Origin of the sequence: Plantibacter flavus, from assembly GCF_051487245.1 — a bacterium.
GTDB classification, from domain to species: Bacteria; Actinomycetota; Actinomycetes; order Actinomycetales; family Microbacteriaceae; genus Plantibacter; species Plantibacter flavus_B.
On sequence record NZ_JAHVDH010000002.1, the window covers coordinates 271,172 to 292,372 of the forward strand.

Annotated in this window: 20 protein-coding genes and 1 pseudogene; all 21 read right to left on the bottom strand. The window is 68.7% G+C overall.

Features of this window, described 5'->3' with window-relative positions:
* Nucleotides 1-4: 4 nt before the first annotated feature.
* On the bottom strand, nucleotides 5-1,963 hold the full coding sequence (locus KXS11_RS05100) for a primosomal protein N' (RefSeq protein WP_437384436.1): 1,959 nt from the start codon (nucleotides 1,961-1,963) through the stop codon (nucleotides 5-7).
* A 2-nt stretch (nucleotides 1,964-1,965) separates the two neighbouring features.
* Entirely contained in the window at nucleotides 1,966-3,159 is a 1,194-nt protein-coding gene (metK, locus tag KXS11_RS05105) for a methionine adenosyltransferase (RefSeq protein WP_437384438.1), read from the bottom strand.
* Nucleotides 3,160-3,357: 198 nt separating this feature from the next.
* Nucleotides 3,358-3,615, bottom strand: coding sequence for a DNA-directed RNA polymerase subunit omega (rpoZ, locus tag KXS11_RS05110; RefSeq protein ID WP_437384440.1), 258 nt, complete (start codon nucleotides 3,613-3,615; stop codon nucleotides 3,358-3,360).
* A gap of 68 nt (nucleotides 3,616-3,683) precedes the next feature.
* Nucleotides 3,684-4,604, bottom strand: a complete 921-nt coding sequence (gene gmk / locus KXS11_RS05115) for a guanylate kinase (protein ID WP_437384441.1) — start codon at nucleotides 4,602-4,604, stop codon at nucleotides 3,684-3,686.
* Complete coding sequence (gene pyrF / locus KXS11_RS05120) at nucleotides 4,597-5,439, bottom strand: orotidine-5'-phosphate decarboxylase (protein WP_437384443.1); 843 nt, start codon at nucleotides 5,437-5,439, stop codon at nucleotides 4,597-4,599. The genes gmk and pyrF overlap by 8 nt, the downstream gene beginning before the upstream one ends.
* Nucleotides 5,436-8,726 carry a carbamoyl-phosphate synthase large subunit gene (carB, locus tag KXS11_RS05125; protein WP_437384444.1) on the bottom strand — a complete coding sequence of 1,097 codons (3,291 nt, stop codon included), beginning with the start codon at nucleotides 8,724-8,726 and terminating at the stop codon, nucleotides 5,436-5,438. The genes pyrF and carB overlap by 4 nt, the downstream gene beginning before the upstream one ends.
* Entirely contained in the window at nucleotides 8,726-9,889 is a 1,164-nt protein-coding gene (gene carA, locus KXS11_RS05130) for a glutamine-hydrolyzing carbamoyl-phosphate synthase small subunit (protein WP_437384446.1), read from the bottom strand. The genes carB and carA overlap by 1 nt, the downstream gene beginning before the upstream one ends.
* Nucleotides 9,886-10,479, bottom strand: coding sequence for a PH-like domain-containing protein (locus KXS11_RS05135; protein ID WP_437384448.1), 594 nt, complete (start codon nucleotides 10,477-10,479; stop codon nucleotides 9,886-9,888). The genes carA and KXS11_RS05135 overlap by 4 nt, the downstream gene beginning before the upstream one ends.
* Complete coding sequence (locus KXS11_RS05140; RefSeq protein WP_437384450.1) at nucleotides 10,479-11,846, bottom strand: dihydroorotase; 1,368 nt, start codon at nucleotides 11,844-11,846, stop codon at nucleotides 10,479-10,481. Before KXS11_RS05140 ends, KXS11_RS05135 begins: the two co-directional genes overlap by 1 nt.
* The gene (locus tag KXS11_RS05145; protein ID WP_437384452.1) at nucleotides 11,839-12,798 is read right to left on the bottom strand and encodes an aspartate carbamoyltransferase catalytic subunit; all 960 of its coding nucleotides are present in this window, start codon (nucleotides 12,796-12,798) and stop codon (nucleotides 11,839-11,841) included. Before KXS11_RS05145 ends, KXS11_RS05140 begins: the two co-directional genes overlap by 8 nt.
* Nucleotides 12,795-13,340, bottom strand: a pseudogene (gene pyrR, locus KXS11_RS05150) (bifunctional pyr operon transcriptional regulator/uracil phosphoribosyltransferase PyrR); the annotation flags it as partial. The pseudogene pyrR and the gene KXS11_RS05145, both read right to left, overlap by 4 nt.
* A 69-nt stretch (nucleotides 13,341-13,409) precedes the next feature.
* Nucleotides 13,410-13,820 (bottom strand): VOC family protein, encoded by a 411-nt coding sequence (locus tag KXS11_RS05155; protein WP_437384453.1) that lies wholly within the window; start codon nucleotides 13,818-13,820, stop codon nucleotides 13,410-13,412.
* Between the two features lie 2 nt (nucleotides 13,821-13,822).
* Nucleotides 13,823-14,239 carry a transcription antitermination factor NusB gene (nusB, locus tag KXS11_RS05160; protein ID WP_437384455.1) on the bottom strand — a complete coding sequence of 139 codons (417 nt, stop codon included), beginning with the start codon at nucleotides 14,237-14,239 and terminating at the stop codon, nucleotides 13,823-13,825.
* Entirely contained in the window at nucleotides 14,236-14,799 is a 564-nt protein-coding gene (efp, locus tag KXS11_RS05165; protein WP_437384457.1) for an elongation factor P, read from the bottom strand. Before efp ends, nusB begins: the two co-directional genes overlap by 4 nt.
* A gap of 119 nt (nucleotides 14,800-14,918) precedes the next feature.
* The gene (locus KXS11_RS05170) at nucleotides 14,919-15,362 is read right to left on the bottom strand and encodes a type II 3-dehydroquinate dehydratase (RefSeq protein ID WP_437384458.1); all 444 of its coding nucleotides are present in this window, start codon (nucleotides 15,360-15,362) and stop codon (nucleotides 14,919-14,921) included.
* A gap of 53 nt (nucleotides 15,363-15,415) precedes the next feature.
* On the bottom strand, nucleotides 15,416-16,516 hold the full coding sequence (gene aroB, locus KXS11_RS05175) for a 3-dehydroquinate synthase (RefSeq protein ID WP_437384460.1): 1,101 nt from the start codon (nucleotides 16,514-16,516) through the stop codon (nucleotides 15,416-15,418).
* Nucleotides 16,513-17,031 (bottom strand): shikimate kinase, encoded by a 519-nt coding sequence (locus KXS11_RS05180; RefSeq protein WP_437384462.1) that lies wholly within the window; start codon nucleotides 17,029-17,031, stop codon nucleotides 16,513-16,515. The genes aroB and KXS11_RS05180 overlap by 4 nt, the downstream gene beginning before the upstream one ends.
* Nucleotides 17,024-18,238: a chorismate synthase gene (aroC, locus tag KXS11_RS05185; protein WP_437384463.1), complete on the bottom strand. Its 1,215-nt coding sequence runs from the start codon at nucleotides 18,236-18,238 to the stop codon at nucleotides 17,024-17,026. The genes KXS11_RS05180 and aroC overlap by 8 nt, the downstream gene beginning before the upstream one ends.
* 78 nt (nucleotides 18,239-18,316) lie before the next feature.
* The gene (locus KXS11_RS05190) at nucleotides 18,317-19,189 is read right to left on the bottom strand and encodes a shikimate dehydrogenase (RefSeq protein WP_437384465.1); all 873 of its coding nucleotides are present in this window, start codon (nucleotides 19,187-19,189) and stop codon (nucleotides 18,317-18,319) included.
* Between the two features lie 18 nt (nucleotides 19,190-19,207).
* A complete protein-coding gene (gene mltG, locus KXS11_RS05195) occupies nucleotides 19,208-20,716 on the bottom strand; it encodes an endolytic transglycosylase MltG (protein WP_437384467.1) in 1,509 nt (502 codons plus the stop codon).
* Nucleotides 20,717-20,729: 13 nt separating this feature from the next.
* Entirely contained in the window at nucleotides 20,730-21,200 is a 471-nt protein-coding gene (gene ruvX / locus KXS11_RS05200; protein ID WP_437384469.1) for a Holliday junction resolvase RuvX, read from the bottom strand.
* Between the last annotated feature and the right edge of the window lies 1 nt (nucleotide 21,201).

Sequence of the window (21,201 nt, forward strand, 5' to 3'; positions counted from 1 at the left end):
TGGATCATGACAGCATCTCCGGATCGTCGAATCGTACTCTGAGTGTAGGCGGGGCTTTCGGCGCTCGTCTGCCGGGCGTCGGCTTGCGACGCTTCGCCGCCTGGGCGACGACCCGCGCGCGCAGCTGCTCGGCGACCGCTCTGGCGTGGCCGTAGTCGACGCGCAGGATCGCAACGGTGTCGCCGTTCTCGTCGACCGTCGGGCCGAGCACCCGCTGGCGGTATTCCGGTGGGAGGTCCGCGAGCGCCGCGTCGACGGCGTCCCGCTCCCCCGAGAGCGTCGCACTGCGGACGGCCGGTGGGAATCCGAGTTCGCGCCGCTCCGCGAGCTCCTCGCTGGCGAACCGTGGTTGCTGCCAGAGCGCGAGAGCGGTTGCGATCGGCGCGTCGACGCCGATGAGCAGCACCGGGCCTCCGGGACGCGCGAGCGCCGCGGCGTTCGACCACCAACGCAGGCAGTCCTCGGCCACGCGGAGCGACTCGCGAGCGAGCATCCGATCGGCGTCGACCAGGAGGACCGCAGCGTACCCGCCGTCGGCGATGGGTTCGGCTCCGCGCGTCGCGATGACGAGGGCCGGTTCGGGGCCGACGTCGAGTTTCGGGGCGTCGCCGTCGGAGACGATCACCTTGAATCGCGGGAACGCTCGACCGAGTTCCTCCGCGGTACGGCCGGTACCGGCCGCGGTGACGCGGAATGCGGTGTCGTGACAGGTCTCACAGGACCAACCGGTCGCGAGATGGCCGCACCAGCGGCAGGCGGGCTGAGAACGGGCGGTCGCGAGATGCAGGGGGCCGTGGCACACTGCGCAGTGTGCCCGGGTTCCGCAGCGTCGGCAGGCGAGGTGCGGGGCGTAGCCCGGCCGTGCAACCTGGACGAGGACCGGTCCGGCCGCGAGCGCCTCGTCGACCGCCCGCCACGCGCGCGACGGGATGCGGGCCTGGCTGGTCATCGTGTCGTCACCGCTCTGACGGGACACGACGACGCGCGGCCGTACTGCAGGCGATGGAAGCACCTCGTGCAGCCACCCGATCTCGACGAGTCGTTGCGTCTCGGTGCTGCGCGAGTGGGCGGCGAACACGAGCGCCGCACCGGTCATCTCCTGGCGGGTCAACGCGACGTCCCGTGCGTGGACGTATGGTGCAAGCTGCTCCTGGTGGAGCGGGTCACCGTCGTCCCACACGGCGATCAGTCCGAGTTCGTGCGCCGGGGCGTACACCGCCGACCGGTTGCCGACGACGATCCGCGGCACCGGCCAGAGGCCGTTCAAGTACGAACGGTACCGCTCGGCGGGAGTCTGCTTCGCGTCGGCACGGGCGACGGCGTCTCCGGCACCCAGTTCGGCCAACGCTTCCAGGAGGTGCTCGACGTCGCGGTAGTCGGGGACGGCGAGCACCGAGCTCCGGCCGTCGGCCAGTTGATTGACGGCCAGGGCGGCGAGGGTGAAGGCCCAATCAGGGATCGAGCGCCCACCAGCGGTCCGGCTGAGGACGGGGACCGCGCTGACGGCGTAACGCTCGCCGGGACGGAGGCGGTCCAGTGTGTCCGGCGCGAAGCCTGGGACGGTCCGTCGCTCGACGATCGGGGAATCGGGGGTGGGACTCGCTGCCCAGCTCTTCTCCACCCGCACCTGCCGTGGTGGCATCGCGAGTCGCAGGACGTCCATCGCGCTGCCGGCGCTGCGGTCGGCAACGCGCCGCGCCAGCGTCCAGAGCGTCGGCGGCAGGACCGGCACCGGCGAGACGACCGACTGGAGCGGGCTGAGCTTCCCGCCGAAGGCGCTCGACTCGACGAGCTCGACGATGAAGCCGTTCGCCGTGCGTCCAGCCGTCCGGAGGGACACCGACACCCGGGCACCGAGGACGGCGTCCTCGGCGAACTCCTCAGGGATCGCGTAGTCGAACAGGTGGTCGAGCTGCGGCAGCGGCGAGTCGAGGACCACCCTGGCGACCCTCGCGCCGGCCACGGTTAGATCCCGGCTGCTGACCGCAACGCCTCCACCCGGTCGAGACGCTCCCAGGTGAAGTCGGGGAGTTCGCGGCCGAAGTGCCCGTACGCGGCGGTGTTCGCGTAGATCGGGCGGATGAGGTCGAGGTCGGCGATGATCGCGGCCGGGCGCAGGTCGAAGACGTCGCGGATGGCCCGGGTGATCCGGTCTTCCGGAACGTGGGCAGTGCCGAAGGTCTCGACGTACAGGCCGACCGGTGCCGCCTTGCCGATCGCGTAGGCGACCTGGACCTCGAGGCGGTCGGCGAACCCGGCCGCGACCGCGTTCTTCGCCACCCAGCGCATCGCGTAGGCGGCCGAGCGGTCGACCTTGGAAGGGTCCTTGCCGCTGAACGCACCGCCGCCGTGACGGGCGGCACCACCATAGGTGTCGATGATGATCTTGCGGCCCGTGAGGCCCGCATCGCCCATCGGCCCACCCACGACGAAGATCCCGGTGGGGTTGATGAGGTGCGTGACGTTCGAGCTGTCGAGCTCCACCGTGGCGAGCACCGGCTCGATGACGTGGCGCTGCACGTCGCGGCGCAGCTGCTCGGTGGAGACGCCCGGGTTGTGCTGGGTGGAGACCACGACGGTCTCGACCGTCTTCGGCACGAAGCCGTCGTAGCCGATGGTGACCTGGGTCTTGCCGTCGGGACGGAGGTAGTCGAGCTGGCCGGACTTGCGGACCTCGGACAGACGCTCGGCGAGGCGATGGGCGATCCAGCTCGGGAGCGGCATGTACTGCGGCGTCTCGGTGGTCGCGAAGCCGAACATGATGCCCTGGTCGCCGGCGCCCTGGAGGTCGTACGCGTCAGAGCTGGCCTGCTCGCGCGACTCGAAGGCGTGGTCGACGCCGGCCGCGATGTCTGCCGACTGCGAGCCGATCGAGACGCTCACGCCGCAGGAGTCGCCGTCGAAGCCGATGTCTGAAGAGGTGTAGCCGATCGAGCGGATGCGGTCACGGACGATCGTCGGGATGTCGACGTAGCCGCTCGTCGAGACCTCGCCGGCGACGTGCACGAGACCGGTGGTCACGAGGGTCTCGACGGCGACTCGGCTGCGCGGGTCGACCTCGAGGAGCGCGTCGAGGATGCTGTCCGAGATCTGGTCGCAGATCTTGTCGGGGTGGCCCTCGGTCACGGATTCGGAGGTGAACAGGCGCAGCTCGGTCATACGGTCTCCCGTCGGAAGTGGGGTTGCTGGAGGGCTGGGCCGTCGCGGACTGGCCGGGGCCTCGGCACCAATCACTCTAGCCCAGGCACCCGACACGACCCGCGTGGATGACGAACAGGGTCGTGACGTGACGGTTCCGGCCGGACATGACGAATCCGCCGGTCGTCTGACGGCCGGCGGATTCGTGGTGGCGGTGCGTTATTCGGCGATCGGCCGGATCTGGAGCTTGTCCTCGTTGATCTCGTGCATCGCGATCGAGAGCGGCTTGTCCTCGACCGACGAGTCGACGAGCGGCCCGACGTTGTCGAACAGGCTGCCCTCGTGCAGATCGGCGTAGTAGTCGTTGATCTGGCGCGCGCGCTTCGATGCGAAGATCACGAGCGCGTACTTCGACTCGACCTTGGTGAGCAGAGAGTCGATGGGCGGATCGATGATGCCCTTGAGCTTGTCAGCCATGCTGGTTCACACTCCTCGTGTGGTTGTTTCGGGGATGGAGAGGATCGATGCGGGGTGCGCGTCGGACGTCAATCCCCGTGAATCTTCATCAAGTCTACGACTTCTTGGGCCGCGCGGGCCACGTCGTCGTTCACGACACGGTGGTCGAACTCGTCCGCGGCGGCCAGCTCGACCTTCGCGGTGCGCAACCGACGTTCCCGTTCCTCCTCGTCCTCCGTGCCTCGACCGACGAGCCGTCTGACCAGTTCGTCCCAGCTCGGCGGGAGCAGGAAGACGAGCGTCGCCTCCGGCATCGCAGCCCTGACCTGGCGCGCGCCCTGGATGTCGATCTCGAGGAGGGCGCTGTCGCCGGCCGCGAGCGCACGCTCGATCGGTTCCCGCGGTGTGCCGTATCGGTAGGCGTTGTGGACGGTCGCATGCTCGAGGAGCTGGTCACCGTCGACGAGCGCATCGAACTCGTCGTCGCTCACGAAGTAGTAGTTCACCTCGTGCTGCTCCCCTGGGCGGGGCTTGCGTGTCGTGGCGGAGACGGACAGATGCACCTCCGGGTAGTTGTCGCGGATGTAGGCCGCGACGGTCCCCTTGCCGACGGCCGTGGGCCCGGCGAGGACGACGAGGCGACTGCGCGCCGTGCCCGGATAGCGCTCGGCGATGAACTCGCGCAGGCGTTCACGCTGGAGACGACCGAGGCCACCGAGACGCTTCACCGAGGAGATCCCGAGGGACTCGAGGATGCGGCCGAGCTTGGTGACGCCGACGCTGGGGATGCTGAGCAGGTACTCGGTGATCCGGATCCCGCCCTCGATGCCGTCGGGATCGGCCGTTGCGGCGTCGAGGACTTGCAGCGGCGTCCGGGCACCTGACGCGATCGACGACTTGACCGTCGCGCGGGCGCGTCGTTTGCGGACGGCTTCGCGCGAGGCGGCTGCGCGGTCGACCTCCGGCATTGCCCGAGCGGACTGGGGTCGGCTGGACGACTGGTCACCCATGGGCGCTCCTGACTGCTGCTGCTGAACGCTCGACGGCCTCGGCGATACCGACCGGGCCCGCGGCGAGGATGCTGCGGGACTCGGAGACGATGACTCCGGGCGCGAACGCGCCGTAGATCGACTCGAGGTCCGCGACGGTGGCGCCCTGGTGGCCGAAGCCGGGCGCGAGGACCGGCAGCGTCGTCGCGGGGGGTTCGGTGAGACCGAACTCCTCGAGCGCAAGTGTCGCACCGATCACGGCGCCGATCGAACCGGTGGCTCCGGGATGCCGAGCGGCGTTCCAGACCGCGATCTCATGGACGATGCCGGCCGAGACGGTGCGGCCGTCGGGCGTCTTCGCGAGCTGGACGTCGCGCCCTTCAGGGTTGGATGTCGCCGCGAGGGCGAACAGCCCCTTGCCGTTCGCTTCCGCGAGTTCGAGCGCGGGACTCAGAGAGCCGAAACCGAGGTACGGATTGACGGTCAACGCATCGACCTCGAGCGGGGAGCCCGGGGTCAGCCAGCCCTCGGCGTACCCGTGCATGCTCGTGCCGATCTCGCCGCGTTTGGCGTCGCCGATCACGAGGAGGCCGGCTTCCCTGGCCGCAGTGAGGACTCCCTCGAGCGCCACGTACCCGGCGGACCCGAACCGTTCGTAGAAGGCCACCTGCGGTTTGACGATCCCGGCGCGGCCGGCGGTCGCCTCGACGACCGCGAGACCGAACGCACCTGCTCCGGCCGCCGTGTCGGGGAGCCCCCAGGCCTCGAGCAGGAAGCGGTGGGGGTCGATGCCGACGCAGAGGCGACCCGACTGGACGAAGACCTCGTCCAGCCGGGTCCCGAAGGAGGACGTCACGAGCGCGCGGCCCGATCGAGTGCGTACTCCTGCAGCGAGCGGACCTCGAAGCCCCCACCCAGTGCCTCGAAAGACCCGACCGCCGCAGTGAGCTGCGCGATGGTCGTGAACAGCGGCTTGTCCGCCGCGACCGCTGCCGCGCGGATCTCGTAGCCGTCGGCGCGGGCCGAGCGACCGCTCGGCGTGTTGATGACCATGTCGACCTCGTCGCGGTTGATGAGGTCGACGATCGAGTCGTCCTCACCGGCTGCGCTCGTCTCGCTGTACTTGCGGACGGTCCGGGCGCTGATGCCGTTGCGGTTCAGCACCTCCGCGGTGCCGTCCGTCGCGAGGATGTCGAAACCGAGCTGCTGCAGGCGCAGCACCGGCAGGATGATCGAGCGCTTGTCGCGGTCGGACACCGAGACGAACACCGTCCCGGAGCTCGGCAGACCACCGTAGGCGGCCTCCTGGCTCTTGGCGAACGCACGTGGGAAGTCCTTGTCGATGCCCATGACCTCACCGGTGGAACGCATCTCCGGGCCGAGCACACTGTCGACGATCTGGCCGTCCTTGGTGCGGAAACGCTTGAACGGCAGCACGGCCTCTTTCACGGAGACGGGCGAGTCGATCGGGACGCGCGAGCCGTCCACCGGGGGCAGGAGCCCCGAGTCCTTGAGCTCGGCGACGGTCGCGCCGGTCATGATGAGCGATGCTGCCTTGGCCAGCGGAATGCCCAGCGCCTTGGACACGAACGGCACGGTGCGCGATGCACGCGGGTTCGCCTCGATGACGTAGAGGATGCCGGCACCGATGGCGAACTGCACATTGAGGAGGCCGCGGACGCCGATGCCCTGGGCGATCGCGAGCGTCGCATTGCGTACCCGGTCGATCTCGGCGCGACCGAGCGAGACGGGGGGCAGGGTGCAGCTCGAGTCTCCGGAGTGGATACCTGCCTCCTCGATGTGCTCCATCACGCCGCCGATGTAGAGCTCCTCGCCGTCGAACAGTGCGTCGACGTCGATCTCGATCGCGTCGTCGAGGAAGTGGTCGACGAGCAGCGGCTGGGCAGGACCCACGATGCCCTGATCCTCGATGCGCACGAAGTAGTCCGCCAGGGACGCGCCGTCGTAGATGATCTCCATGCCGCGTCCACCGAGCACGAAGCTCGGGCGGACGAGGACCGGGTAGCCGATCTCCTCGGCGACCCGAAGCGCACCCTCGACCTCGGTCGCCGTACCGTTCTTCGGCGCGATGAGGCCCGCGGCGTCCAGGATCTCCTGGAACTGGCCGCGCTCCTCCGCGAGGTCGATCGCGGTGGGGGTGGTGCCGAGGATCGGGATGCCAGCGGCTTCGAGCCCCTTGGCGAGCCCGAGCGCGGTCTGGCCGCCGAGCTGCACGACGACGCCGACGAGTTCGCCGGACTCGCTCTCGGCATGGATGACCTCGAGCACGTCCTCGAGCGTGAGCGGCTCGAAGTAGAGGCGGTCGCTCGTGTCGTAGTCGGTCGAGACCGTCTCGGGGTTGCAGTTGATCATGATGGTCTCGAAGCCGGCGTCCTGCAGTGCGAACGAAGCGTGCACGCAGGAGTAGTCGAACTCGATGCCCTGACCGATGCGGTTCGGGCCGGAGCCGAGGATGACGACCTTGCGACGGTCGCTCGCGGTGACCTCGGTCTCGGTGTCGTAGCTCGAGTAGTGGTAGGGCGTGAGGGCCGGGAACTCACCGGCGCAGGTGTCGACCGTCTTGTAGACCGGGCGGACGCCGAGGATGTGACGCACCTCGCGCACCTCCTGCTCGCCGAACCCGCGGAGCTGGCCGATCTGGGCGTCGGAGAAGCCGTGGTTCTTCGCCGTGCGGAGCACCTCGGTGTCCAGGCGCTCGGCACCGGCGATCCAGTCGGCGACGTCGTTGATGAGGACGATCTGGTCGATGAACCAGGGGTCGATCTTGGTGGCCTCGAAGACCTGCTCGGCCGTGGCGCCGAGTCGCAGTGCCTGCTGGACGACGACGATACGGCCGTCGGTCGGGATCTTCATGACCTCGAGGAGCTCCTCGACGCTGCGCGACTCCTCGCCCCAGTGGAAGCTGGAACCGCGCTTCTCGAGCGAGCGGAGCGCCTTCTGCAGGGCTGTGGCGTAGTTGCGACCGATCGCCATGGCCTCGCCGACGGACTTCATGGTCGTCGTGAGGGTCGGATCCGCCGCCGGGAACTTCTCGAATGCGAAACGCGGGACCTTGACGACGACGTAGTCGAGCGTCGGCTCGAAGCTCGCGGGCGTCACCTTCGTGATGTCGTTCGGGATCTCGTCGAGGCGGTAGCCGATGGCGAGCTTCGCCGCGATCTTCGCGATCGGGAAGCCGGTCGCCTTCGACGCGAGGGCGCTGGAGCGGGACACCCGGGGATTCATCTCGATCACGATGATGCGGCCGTCGGCGGGGTCGACGGCGAACTGGATGTTGCAGCCGCCGGTGTCGACGCCGACGGCACGGATGATGTCGATGCCGATGTCGCGGAGCTTCTGGTACTCGCGGTCGGTGAGGGTGAGTGCGGGGGCCACCGTGATCGAGTCGCCCGTGTGCACGCCGACCGGGTCGACGTTCTCGATGGAGCAGACGACCACCGTGTTGTCGGCGGTGTCGCGCATGAGCTCGAGCTCGTACTCCTTCCAGCCGAGGATGGACTCCTCGAGGAGCACCTCGGTCGTCGGGCTCTGGTGGAGGCCGTCGCCGACGATGCGGCGCAGCTCCTCCTCGGTGTACGCGAACCCGGAGCCGAGGCCACCCATCGTGAAGGAGGGCCGGACGACGAGCGGGTAACCGAGGTCCTCAGCGAAGGCCACCGCCTCCTCGACGGTGTGCGCGATGTGCGACCGCGCCACGTCGGCGCCCGCGTCGAGCACGAGCTGCTTGAAGATCTGGCGGTCCTCGCCCTTGTTGATCGCCTCGAAGTTCGCGCCGATGAGCTCGACGTCGTACTTCTCGAGGATGCCGTGCTCGTGCAGCTGGATCGCCGCGTTCAGGGCCGTCTGCCCGCCCAGCGTCGGGAGGATCGCGTCGGGCTTCTCCTTCGCGATGATCGTCTCGATGACCTGCCAGGTGATCGGCTCGACATAGGTCGCATCGGCGAAGTCCGGGTCCGTCATGATCGTGGCCGGGTTGGAGTTCACGAGGATGACGCGCACGCCCTCCTCGCGGAGGACGCGGCACGCCTGGGTGCCGGAGTAGTCGAACTCGGCGGCCTGCCCGATGACGATCGGCCCTGAGCCGATGACGAGGACGCTGTTGATGTCGTCGCGCTTGGGCACTAGTTGTTCTCCTTGGTGCTGGCCGTGGTGGCGTGGGTGAGGACCAGGTCGCGGAACCGGTCGAACAGGTAGGTGGCGTCGTGCGGGCCGGCCGCGGACTCCGGGTGGTACTGCACCGAGAACGCGGGGATGTCGATGCAGTTGAGGCCTTCCACGACCTCGTCGTTCAGGCTGTAGTGGCTGACCTCGGCGAGACCGAAGCCCGCCGGGGTCTCGTGCTGGCCCTCGATCGGCAGGTCGACGGCGAAGCCGTGGTTCTGCGAGGTGATCTCGACACGACCGGTGGCCTTGTCGAGCACCGGCTGGTTGATGCCGCGGTGACCGAAGGGCAGCTTGTAGGTCTCGAAGCCGAGGGCGCGGCCGAGGAGCTGATTTCCGAAACAGATGCCGAAGTACGGCACGCCGGCACGCAGCACATCCTGGAGGAGCGCGACGTGCGCGTCGCTGGCGCCGGGGTCGCCCGGGCCGTTCGAGAAGAACAACGCGGACGGCTCGAGTGCGAGGACCTCCGCGGAGGTGATCGACTGGGGCAGCACGATCACGTCGAAGCCGCGGGCGGCGAGGTGGTTGAGGGTCGAGGTCTTGACGCCGAGGTCGAGGACGGCGACCGAGCCGACCTTCTCCCCGACCGCCGGGACGGTGTACCGCTCGGTCGTGGACACCTGTCCGGACAGATTGAGGCCTGACATCTGGACGCCGGCTCGGACGAGGCTCAGTTGTTCGGCGCCGGAGAGGTCGAAGTCCTCCCCGGAGAACACTCCGGCGCGCATCGAACCGGCGGAGCGGATGTGGCGAGTGACAGCGCGCGTGTCGATGCCGCTGATCCCGACGATGCCGTCCTCGACGAGCTCCTCGTCGAGGGAGCGGTCGGCACGGAAGTTCGACACGACACGCGATGGGTCGCGGACCACATATCCGGCGACCCAGACGCGGGACGACTCCATGTCCTCGCGGTTCACACCGGTGTTGCCGATGTGCGGGGCCGTCATGAGGACGATCTGGCCGGCGTAGGACGGGTCGGTGAGGGTCTCCTGATAGCCGGTCATGCCGGTGGAGAAGACGACCTCGCCGAGTGTGTGGCCGGTGGCGCCGTAGGCGTGGCCGAGGTAGCGGTTGCCGTCCTCGAGGACGAGGACCGCCGGGCTGGGTGGGGTGAAGGTCATGATGCGCTCTCGTTCTGCGTGCTGGTCGGTTCGTCGGCGACGGCCGAAGGCGCGTCGCCGGAGTCGGGAGTGATGCTCGGCTGCAGCTCAGCCTCGCGCGTGGGGATGATTGCGGTCACGGCGTCGATGAGGCGCGCTCGGTCCGCTTGCTCGAGGACACGGAACGTGCTGTCCGCGACGACTTCTGGACGAGGGCGCCAGCTCAAGCGGATCAGGCCACCAGGCTCGACGACGCGGTCGATGGTGAGGTTCGTCTGGTCGATGCCGACGATCGCGTCGGCCGGGACGAAGGTGGGACGCTCCCCCGGGACGTCGATGATGACACCGGCGCCGCTGACCTCGACGGCCACGCGCGAGCGGAAGCCGAGTCCGGGGAGCGCGAGACGCTCGAGCGGACGGTCGTGTTCGGAGGTCGCGACGTACAGCACAGTGAGGGACAGCTCAGCGCGGGGACGTGGTTCCGGCACCGTCGCCTCGGGAGCCGAGGGCGCATCGCGGACGACGCGTCGTCGCCAGGCGAGCGCCATCAGCGTGAGGATGCCCAGGAGGGCGACGACCACGATGATGGCGGCGAGGAGGCGTCCGTCCATCAGTGCTGGACCTCCGTCCGCCGAGCGGCGGACCACGCCGCGGCCGCGACCTGCTCGGCTGGCAGGACAGCGCCGTCGGCGACGGTCGCGTAGCCCTGGTGGAAGGTGCCCACGACCCGCCCAGGGAGCTCGAGACCGAGGTAGGGCGAGTTCACACCCTTGCCGGCGAGGTCGACGGTGCCGAAGGGGCGGCTCACGGAGGGGTCGTACAACACGATCTCAGCGGGTGCCCCGAGCTCGATCGGTGCGCCCTGGCCACTGATGCGCCCGATGCGCGCGGGCGTCGCCGAGAGGACCCGGCTGACATCGGTCCAGTCGAGCAGGCCGTTCGAGACCATGGACGCGTGCACGACCGACAGGGCGGATTCGAGACCGACCATGCCGTTCGCCGCTGCACCCCACTCGCAGTCCTTCGCTTCGACCGGGTGTGGCGCGTGGTCGGTGGCGACGATGTCGATCGTGCCGTCCGCGAGAGCTTCTCGGAGCGCCTGGACGTCTTCGGAGCGACGCAGGGGCGGGTTCACCTTGTACCGGGCGTCGTAGCTCGCCACGAGCTCCTCGGTGAGCAGCAGGTGGTGCGGCGTGACTTCGGCGGTGACCTGGATGCCGCGCGCCTTCGCCCAGCGGATGACGTCCACCGAGCCTGCGGTGGACACGTGGCAGATGTGGAGACGCGAGCCGACGTGCTCGGCGAGGAGGACGTCTCGAGCGATGATCGACTCCTCGGCGACCGCCGGCCAGCCGGTGAGGCCGAGTTCGCCGGACAACGCGCCCTCGTTCATCTGCGCGCCGACCGTGAGCCGCGGCTCCTGCGCGTGCTGGGCGATCACACCGTCGAACGCCTTCACGTACTCGAGCGCCCGGCGCATGAGGAGCGGGTCGGACACGCACATGCCGTCGTCGGAGAACACGCGCACCTTGGCTCGCGAGGACGCCATCGCGCCCAGTTCGGCGAGTCGCTCCCCCGCCAGCCCGACCGTCACGGCGCCGATGGGCTGCACCGTGGCGTAGCCGGCGAGCTCGCCGAGCGAGCGCTCCTGCTCGACGACCCCGGCGGTGTCGGCCACGGGCGAGGTGTTCGCCATCGCGAAGACGGCGGTGAAGCCACCTGCTGCTGCAGCTCGGGTGCCCGTGAGGACGGTCTCGCTCTGCTCGAAGCCGGGCTCCCGCAGGTGGGTGTGCAGGTCGACGAGGCCCGGGAGAGCCAGCAGACCGTCGGCGTCGACGACGGTCGCGCCCGCTGCGCTCAGTCCGGTTCCGAGTTCGGCGATCCGCCCGTCGCGAAGGACGAGGTCGGTCCGCGTACCGTCAGCGAGCGTCGCCCCGGTGATCAGGGTCGTGGTGGGGCTCGGGGTGGTCTCAGACACGGGGTGATTCCTCTCGATCGCCGGACAGCAGCAGGTACAGGGCGGCCATCCGGACGGACACGCCGTTGGCGACCTGTTCGAGGACGGTCGACTGGGGTGAGTCCGCTGCCCCGGACGAGATCTCCAGTCCGCGGTTCATCGGCCCGGGGTGCATGACAATGCTAGTCGGGTCGAGGCGTGCCAAACGCTCGTCGTCGAGCCCCCAGCGTCTCGAATACTCCCGGCTGTTCGGGAAAAACGCCGCATGCATCCGCTCGGACTGGATACGGAGCATCATGAGGACGTCCGGTCGTTCGGCGATCGCGTCGTCGAGGTCGTACCGCACCGTCGCCGGCCAGGGGGTCAGATCCACGGGCAGGAGCGTCGGTGGGGCGACGAGCGTGACCTCGGCTCCAAGCGTCGAGAGCAGCCAGACGTTCGAGCGGGCGACCCGTGAGTGCAGGATGTCGCCGACGATCGTCACCGCGACCCCGTCGAGTGCGCGCCCGCGGGATCGCGCACCGTGGATGCGCTTGCGCATCGTGAACGCGTCGAGGAGCGCCTGCGTGGGGTGTTCGTGGGTTCCGTCGCCGGCGTTCAGGATGCCGGCGTCGATCCAGCCGCTGGCAGCCAGCGTCTGCGGAGCGCCGGAGGCTGAGTGACGGATGACCACCGCGTCGGCGTGCATCGCAGCGAGCGTCTGGGCGGTGTCCTTGAGGCTCTCGCCCTTCGACACGCTCGAACCCTTGGCGCTGAAGGTGATGACGTCTGCCGAGAGACGCTTCGCCGCCGCCTCGAAGGAGATCCGAGTCCGCGTCGAATCCTCGAAGAAGAGGTTGACGACGGTCTTGCCGCGGAGCGTCGGGAGCTTCCGGACCTCGCGGTCCTGCGTCTGCGCCATGTCCTCGGCGACGTCGAGGATCTCGATGGCTTCGTCACGGCTCAGGGTCTTCGTGGACAGGAGGTGCCTCATGCGTCACTCCCGTCGATGCTCACGGACTCTTCACCGTCGAGTTCGGCGAGTCGGACGTAGATGCGCTCGGACTGCGAGGACGGCAGGTTCTTCCCCACGAAGTCGGGACGGATGGGCAGTTCGCGGTGGCCGCGGTCGACGAGTGCAGCGAGGCGGACGACGCGTGGACGGCCGAGGTCCGTCAGGGCGTCGAGGGCGGCGCGGATGGTTCGACCGGAGTAGAGCACGTCGTCGACGAGGACGACCGTGCGCCCGTCGATGCCCTCCGGAGGAAGCGTCGTCGCCTTCGGAACACGGGTGGGATGCTTCGCGAGGTCGTCGCGGTACATCGTGACATCGAGGGCTCCTGACACGATCGTCGTGCCGGAGATGCTGGAGATCGTCTCAGCGATGCGCTTCGCGAGGATGACACCGCGCGTGGGGATTCCGAGGACGACGAGGTCTTCTGCTCCGCGGTTGGACTCGAGGATCTCGTGGGAAATCCGAGTCAACGCCCGCGTGATGTCAGCTTCGTGCAGCACGGTTCGTGCGCTCATCGCCGACTCCCTTCTCCGCCTCTCTGGACGGTCTTAAAGGTTGTCTTGGTCAACACCCGAGCCTAGCAGCCCGGACTATGCCTCGTAGAGCTCCAGCGGCAGATCGTCCGGGTCGAAGAAGAACAGCATCTTGCGTCCCGTGTGCGGATCGACTCGGACGTCCTCGACCCGGACGCCGAGTTCGACGAGCCGCGCGTGTCCGGCCTCGACGTCGTCGACGGCGAACGCCAGATGCCGGAGCCCCAGCGCCTCCGGCCCGGACGGGCGCGCCGGAGGCGTCGGGAACGAGAACAGCTCGATCAGGTACTCGCCGTTCAAGGCGAGGTCCCCCATCCAGGAGTCACGCTCCGCGCGGTACACCTCGGTGATCAGCTCGCAGCCGAGCACCTCGCGGTAGAACTGTTTCGAGCGCTCGTAGTCGCTCGCGATGATCGCGATGTGATGCACCCGCTTGAGCGCGAGCGGAGAGCCGTTTCCGTCACTCATGATCAGCGAGGGTTGATCTGCGAGATCTTGCCGAGCAGTCCGTTGATGAACCCGGCGGAGTCGTCGGTCGACAGGGTCTTCGCGGCCTCCACCGCCTCGTCGATCGCGACACCGTGCGGAACCTCGTCGTTGAAGAGGATCTCCCAGATGGCGATCCGCAGGATCGCCCTGTCGACCGTCGGCATACGGGCGAGGGTCCACCCCTGCGCATAGGTCTCGATCTGTTCGTCGATCTCCTCGGCGTGGTCGCCGACGCCGTCGACGATCTCGCGGGCGTACATCCAGGACGCCTGACGGTCAGGCTCGTTGACGGCCCGCTTGGCTTCAGCGGAGAGCACCTCGGCGAGGGTCTGCTGGCGGACGTCGGCCTGGTACAGGAGGTCGAGGGCGCGCTTGCGCGCCTTGGTACGAGCGCTCACTCGTTGACGCGACCGAGGTAGTCACCCGTGCGGGTGTCGACCTTGACCTTGGTGCCGGTCTCGAGGAACAGCGGGACCTGGATCTCGTAGCCGGTCTCGACGGTCGCAGGCTTCGTGCCACCGGTCGAGCGGTCGCCCTGGAGCCCAGGCTCGGTGTAGGTGACCTCGAGGATGACCGAGGCCGGGAGCTCGACGTAGAGCGGGTTGCCGTTGTTGAGGGCGACCGTGACGTCCTGGTTCTCGAGGAGGAAGTTCTTCGTGTCGCCCACGATCACCGCGGGGATCGTGATCTGGTCGTAGTCGCTCTTGTCCATGAAGACGAAGGCGTCGCCGTCGGCGTACAGGTACGTGAAGTCGCGGCGGTCGACGTTCTCGACGTCGATCTTGGTACCGGCGTTGTACGTCTTGTCGACGACCTTGCCGGTCATGATGTTCTTCATCTTCGTGCGGACGAACGCGCCACCCTTGCCCGGCTTCACGTGCTGGAACTCGATCACCGTCCAGAGCTGCCCGTCGATGTTGAGGACGATGCCGTTCTTGATGTCAGCGGTAGAAGCCATGCGCGAAAGTGTCCGTTCGTGGAAAAGTGTGCGGCCGGATGCGACCCAACGAACGAGTGTAACCGCTGCAGCCGTAGCTCACCAACGCGACCGCTGTGAGCAGGCTGTCCTGGACGGGTTCAGATCGTCGTGCGGCGGACGATGAGGTCGAGCGCCAGCCGGTAGGAATCGAAGCCGAAACCGGCGATGACGCCCGTAGCCACGGCTGAGATGACACTCGTGTGCCGGAACTCCTCGCGCGCATGCGGATTCGAGAGGTGCACCTCGACGAGGAGGAGGCCCGCCTTCGTGACGAGTGCTGCTGCGTCCCGCAGCCCGTAGCTGTAGTGCGTGAACGCCGCAGGGTTCAGGATGACCGGTGTGCCGGCGTCCACCGCGCCGTGCAACCAGCCGATGAGCTCGCCCTCATCGTCGGTCTGGCGCAGGTCGATCGTCGTACCGGAGGGTGCCGCCGCCTCGAGCGTCGTGCGCAGTGCCGCGAGGTCGGCGGAGCCGTAGACGTCTGGTTCTCGGCTGCCGAGGCGTCCGAGGTTCGGTCCGTTGAGGACGAGCACGGTGGTCATGGTGTCGAGGGTATCCGTTCGGGACGGGTGCGCGTCAGGCGCACCGGCATCGGTCAGGAGCCGATCTCCTGGTACGCGGCGAACAGCAGTGAGGTCTCTGGGCCCTGCAGCACGGTGGGCTTCGCGATGTCGTCGAGGACGATGAATCGGAGCATGGACCCGCGCGTCTTCTTGTCGCGCTGCATGGTGGCGAGCAGGGTGTTCCACCGACCGACCGGGTAGGCGGTCGGCAGGCTGAGCAGTTCGAGCACCCGGCGATGACGGTCGACGACATCGTCCGACAGGCGTCCGGCGAGACGGGACAGCTCGGCGACGTACATCATGCCGATGGCCACCGCGGCGCCATGGCGCCACTGGTAACGTTCGGCGTGTTCGATGGCGTGGCCGAGGGTGTGGCCGTAGTTCAGGATCTCGCGGAGGCCCTGCTCGGTGAAGTCCTCGCTCACGACGTCCGCTTTCATGCGGATGGCGAGCTCGATGCACCGGCGGAATTCGGCAGTCGTCGGATCGGTCGCACGGTCCACGTCGGCCTCGATGAGGTCGAGGATCTCCGGGTAACGGATGAAGCCGGCCTTCGCCACCTCGGCGAAGCCTGCCAGAATCTCGTTCTTCGGCAGGGTGTCGAGCGAGTCGAGGTCGGCGATCACGGCGGCCGGAGCGTAGAAGGCGCCGACCAAGTTCTTACCCTCCGCGGTGTTGATGCCGGTCTTGCCTCCGACAGCGGCGTCGACCATGCCCAGGACGGTGGTCGGAACCTGGACGAGGCGGACGCCACGCAGCCAGGTGGCGGCGACGAAGCCCGCGAGGTCGGTGACGGCGCCTCCGCCGAAGCCGATGACGGCATCCGACCGCGTGAAGTCGGCCTGGCCCATGACGCCCCAGCAGAACGCGGCGACCTCGACCCGCTTCCCGGCCTCGGCGTCCGGGACTTCGGCGAGGAGGACCTCGTACCGGTCGATGAGTGACTCGCGGAGCTTCGCCGCTTTGTCGCCGAGCGTCGACGGGTGCACGATGAGGACGCGCTGCACACCGGTGCCCAAGGCGTCGACGAGTTCGGCGTGCAGTCCGCGTCCGATCGTGATCGTGTACGGCGAGGTGCCGGTGACCTCGATCGATGTGCGGTCGGGTGCGGTCTCGGTCGGTTCGGTGCTCATGCTGGCTCCTTCACCCAGGCGACGAGCTCGTCGACGATGCCTGAGATGGGTCGATGCGAGGTGTCGAAGTCGACATCCGCGAGTCGTTCGTAGATCGGGCGTCGGGCGGTCGCGATGCGGGCCCAAGCGCCGGGGTCGTCACGCAGCAGCGGACGTTTGTCGAGGTTGGCCCGTGCAAGCACAGCCTCCTCCGTGACGGTCAGCAGGACGACGCGCACCGCCAGGAGGTCCGCCTGGGTGTCGGTGTCCAGCACCGCTCCCCCGCCGAGCGACACGATCGCCGGCTCAGCGAGTGCTGCGACGACGGCGGCGCGCTCCAGGGCACGGAAGTGCGGCTCACCGTGCTCGTCGAAGATCGCTGCGATCGGGCCGTGTTCGGCCGACACCACGTTGTCGGTGTCGATGAACCGGACGCCGAGGCGTTTCGCGAGCTGCTTGCCGACCCGCGACTTCCCTGAACCCATCGGGCCGATCAACACGACCGGGAGGCGCAGTGGCGTCTCAGCGTCAGGCATCGGTGCTCGAGGCGTCGTCACCCCTGGTGCGGAGGTTCGCGGGAATGGCCGCGAGGTAGCCGTCGAGGTTGCGCTTCGTCTCCTGGACGGAGTCGCCACCGAACTTCTCCAGCACGGCCTCCGCCAGCACGAGCGCCACCATCGCCTCGGCGACGACGCCGGAGGCCGGCACCGCGCAGACGTCGGAACGCTGGTGGTGGGCCGTGGCCGCCTCGCTCGTCGCGACGTCCACCGTGCGGAGTGAACGGGGCACGGTGGCGATGGGCTTCATGCCGGCACGGACACGCAGGACGGTGCCCGTGGTCATGCCGCCCTCGGTTCCACCGGCGCGGTCGCTCTGGCGGGCGATGCCGTCGACCTCCTGAACGAGCTCGTCGTGCGCGGCGGAACCGCGACGGGTGGTCGTCAGGAAGCCGTCGCCGACCTCGACACCCTTGATGGCCTGGATGCCCATGAGCGCCGCAGCGAGTCGGGCGTCGAGGCGGCGGTCCCAGTGCACGTAGGAGCCGAGGCCCGGCGGCAGACCGTAGGCGAGGACCTCCACGACGCCGCCGAGGGTGTCGCCGTCCTTCTTGGCGGCGTCCACCTCCGCCACCATGAGCTCTGAGGTGGCAGGGTCGAAACAGCGCAACGGATCGGCGTCGAGCGTGTCGACGTCGGACGGCACGGGGAGTGCGCTGTCTTCCGGGACGCGGACCGGACCGATCGCGAGCGTGTGGCTCACGAGCGTGATACCCAGCTCGCTGAGGAACGCGCGAGCGACCGCACCGAGAGCGACCCTGGCGGCCGTCTCACGAGCGCTCGCCCGCTCGAGGACGGGACGGGCCTCGTCGAAACCGTACTTCTGCATGCCTGCGAGGTCGGCGTGTCCGGGGCGCGGTCGAGTGAGGGCTGCGCTCCGGCCGCGTGACTTGTCGGAGATCTCCGCGGGCTCTGGGCTCATCACCTCGACCCACTTCGGCCACTCGGTGTTGCCGATGCGGATCGCGACGGGGCTGCCCATCGAGAAACCGTGACGAACGCCGCCTGACAGGTTGAGCTCGTCCTGTTCGAACTTCATCCGCGATCCGCGACCATAGCCCAGCTTTCGGCGGGCGAGGTCGGCACGGATGCCGTCCATGGAGATGGGGACGCCGGACGGGAGTCCCTCTATGACGGCGATGAGTTCCGGGCCGTGAGACTCTCCGGCAGTGAGCCAACGAAGCATGGTCCTATCCTTCCATAGTGCTGGGGCGCGCTCGCGCGCGGGCAGAGCGCCGTCCGACGGACGGCGTCGAGACGTGGGTCAGCGGTGGGCACCCGATCGGTCGAGGCCGACGGCGTCGAGCATCGCGTCGAGGACCGCCTCCTCGTCGTCGAGGGGGACGACGGGATCGCCGCTGACGAAGATCCGCACCTGGAGCAGCGCCTGGTGCACCAGCATCGCGAGGCCGCTGAGCACCTGACCACCCTCCGAAGTCCATTCGGTCGCGAGGACGCTCGGCCAAGGGTCGTACGCCACGTCGAGGAGGAGCGCCTGCCGAGTGAGCGCCAGCACCGGGCCAGGTTCAGGGAGGGATCCGCCGGGGAGGGTGCTGATGACGAGTTGCGCCTCAGGCACCGTCTCGTCGAGACGTCCGACCACGAGTCGGAGACCGAGTCGCGTCGCGAGCGGTCCGAGGTGGGCGGCTCTCGCTGGCGTCCGGACGGCTACGTGCACGTCTTCCGCGCCGAGTTCGGCGGCCGCCATCAGAGCGGACGACGCCGTCGCTCCCCCGCCGAGCACCACGACATGGCGTACGCGTTCGAGCCCGCGGGCCCCGACCGCCCGGACGATCCCGCCGACGTCGGTGTTGAATCCGTCCAACCGTTGGGAGCCGTCAGGGGTGTTGTGCAGTCGCAGGGTGTTCACCGCTCCGGTCTCGACCGCCGTGCGATCGAGCGTGTCGGCGAGTTCGAGCGCACGCTGCTTGAGTGGCATCGTGAGCGAGAGACCGCGCCACTCGGACCCGAGCCCGTCGAGCACGGCGTCCAGAGCTGCAGCGTCCACCTGCTGTCGACCGTACTCCCAGTCGAGGCCGAGCACGCGGTACGCGGCCGCGTGCAACGCCGGTGACTTCGAGTGCTCGATGGGGTCGCCGAACACCGCGAGGCGTTGGCGCTGTCGGGGTCCGGTCACCTTGGGATCCGTGCTCGCTTACTGGTACTCGGGGTGGTCGTCCATCCAGGACAGCCACTGTTCGACGGCGGCCTCGTGTTCGGCCTGGGTGGTGGAGAAGATCGTCTCACCGGAGTCGAGGTTCCAGGTGACGAAGTACAGCCACGGTCCGTCGGCCGGGTGGAGGGCGGCGTCGATGGCGAGGTCGCCGGGGTTCGAGATCGGACGGACGACCATGCCCGGGTGGACGTACGTGTTGTACGGGTTGGACGCGTCCGCGCGCTCGGCGTCGGTCGTGGACACCCGGTGCGTGTTGCCCGTCCCGTAGGCCACCGTGGCGTCGGACTGCAGCAGGCCGCTCTCCCATTTCGCCGGATCGAGGCGGTTGAGGAAGACGCGCGAGACTTTGTAGTAGTCGTCCTTGAGGCCGGCTTCCTTCTGGATGAGGGATGCGAGCACGATCGTGCTCCAGCGGTTCTCGGGGGCGACCCCGGCTTCGTCGAGTGCCTGGAAGGAGCGGTCGACGAGGGTCTGGAGGACAGCGTGGGCATCCCCGCCATCGGGCAGGCTGTACGTCGCAGGGAAGAGGAAGCCCTCGAGCGAGGTCGCCTCGGCGGGCAGACCGAAGGAGGCGACGTCGGCTGCCGCCGCCTGCAGTTCCTCGAGCGGGATGCCCGTGCCCTCGGCGATCGCGGGGAGTGCGTCCTGCTCTGCGGTGCCTTCGGGGATGACGAACGTGTCCTCCATGCGGTTCGCCTCGTCGGTCAGGGCCGCGAGGGCGGACTTGGCGCTCATACCCAGCTTCAACTTGTACGCACCGGGGAAGAACTCCGGCTGGGTGCTCTGCGCCAGGAGGAGGTCGTAGAACGCCTCGAACGACTTCGTCACGCCGGCCTCGTGCAGTGTGGTGGCGATGTCCTCGCCGATGTCGCCCTCGTGGATCATGACGACGGCCTCGCCGGTACCGGTGCCCTCGAAGTCGTTGGGCTCCTCCCAGCCCAGCACCTTGCGGATCTGCGGCTCGTAGCTCGTCCAGACCACACCGGCACAGGCGACCAGTCCGCCGACGACGACCAGCGAGACGATGAGGGCGATGAGACCGCGGCGACGGCGACGTGGTTTCGGAGGCTCTCCACCGGCGAGGGATCGTCGTCTGCCCCGGTGGATCGGCTGCGGCCCGCTGTCGCCCTCGTGGTCGTCGGAGGCCATGAGGTCCTCGAACGCGGGGATCGTCATCGTGCGGGCGGGCGTCGCTGCCTGCTCGGCTGCGGCCGGGGTGTCCGCTGCGGGCTGCTCGGCTGCTGCCGGCGCGTCCGCTGCGGGCTGCGGTGGAGGAGCGGAAGCGCTCGGCGGCTCTGTTGGGACGGGTCGACCAGGCGCGGGAGTATCAGCCCCTGTCTCGGCGGCTGCGGCAGCCTCCCGTTGCTCACGCGCCTCGCGACGGGACAGCGGCGCAGGAGGCTCGGGCTCGACCGTGCCACGCTCCGAGGTGAAGAGCTCGGAGAACGGATCGTCTTCTGGGCTGTTCTGGGGTGTCAGATTCGACACAGGCACGTCCTGTTCACGGTTCGACGGGGGTTCCGGGGGGACGCCCCGAACCGCGTTCGGCGTCGAGGGCGTACTGCAACAGTATGACGGCAGCGACCTGATCGACAATCGAACGCGTCTGCTTCTGTCGTTTCCCAGCGGACCGCAAGGCGCTGTGAGCCGTCACCGTCGTCAGCCGTTCGTCGACGAGCCTGGCCGGGAGCGCGGTCGCCGTGGCGAGCCGCCGCGCGAAATCCCTGGCATCCTGCGTCGACGCGGTGTCCTTGCCGGAGAGCGCGATCGGCAGGCCGACGACGAGTTCCACAGCACCGAGCTCCGACGCGATCGCGCCGATGACTGCGATGTCCGAGTCGCCACCGAGGTCGCGCGGCACGGTCTCGACCGGGGTCGCCAGGAGGCCGTCGGGGTCACTCCTCGCGACCCCGACCCTGGCCTTGCCGACATCGATGCCGAGCCGGACGCCGCGGCGGAAACCCTCCGACATG

Bases quoted from the DNA above. Each gene is read 5' to 3' on its own strand.
- KXS11_RS05170 (WP_437384458.1), bottom strand. From the start codon at position 15,362: ATGACCACCGTGCTCGTCCTCAACGGACCGAACCTCGGACGCCTCGGC.
- aroC (WP_437384463.1), bottom strand. From the start codon at position 18,238: ATGCTTCGTTGGCTCACTGCCGGAGAGTCTCACGGCCCGGAACTCATC.
- efp (WP_437384457.1), bottom strand. From the start codon at position 14,799: ATGGCTTCTACCGCTGACATCAAGAACGGCATCGTCCTCAACATCGAC.
- ruvX (WP_437384469.1), bottom strand. From the start codon at position 21,200: ATGTCGGAGGGTTTCCGCCGCGGCGTCCGGCTCGGCATCGATGTCGGC.
- aroB (WP_437384460.1), bottom strand. From the start codon at position 16,516: ATGAGCACCGAACCGACCGAGACCGCACCCGACCGCACATCGATCGAG.
- gmk (WP_437384441.1), bottom strand. From the start codon at position 4,604: ATGGGTGACCAGTCGTCCAGCCGACCCCAGTCCGCTCGGGCAATGCCG.
- KXS11_RS05135 (WP_437384448.1), bottom strand. From the start codon at position 10,479: ATGGACGGACGCCTCCTCGCCGCCATCATCGTGGTCGTCGCCCTCCTG.
- KXS11_RS05180 (WP_437384462.1), bottom strand. From the start codon at position 17,031: ATGCCTGACGCTGAGACGCCACTGCGCCTCCCGGTCGTGTTGATCGGC.
- metK (WP_437384438.1), bottom strand. From the start codon at position 3,159: ATGACCGAGCTGCGCCTGTTCACCTCCGAATCCGTGACCGAGGGCCAC.
- KXS11_RS05145 (WP_437384452.1), bottom strand. From the start codon at position 12,798: ATGAGGCACCTCCTGTCCACGAAGACCCTGAGCCGTGACGAAGCCATC.
- rpoZ (WP_437384440.1), bottom strand. From the start codon at position 3,615: ATGGCTGACAAGCTCAAGGGCATCATCGATCCGCCCATCGACTCTCTG.
- carA (WP_437384446.1), bottom strand. From the start codon at position 9,889: ATGACCTTCACCCCACCCAGCCCGGCGGTCCTCGTCCTCGAGGACGGC.
- KXS11_RS05155 (WP_437384453.1), bottom strand. From the start codon at position 13,820: ATGAGTGACGGAAACGGCTCTCCGCTCGCGCTCAAGCGGGTGCATCAC.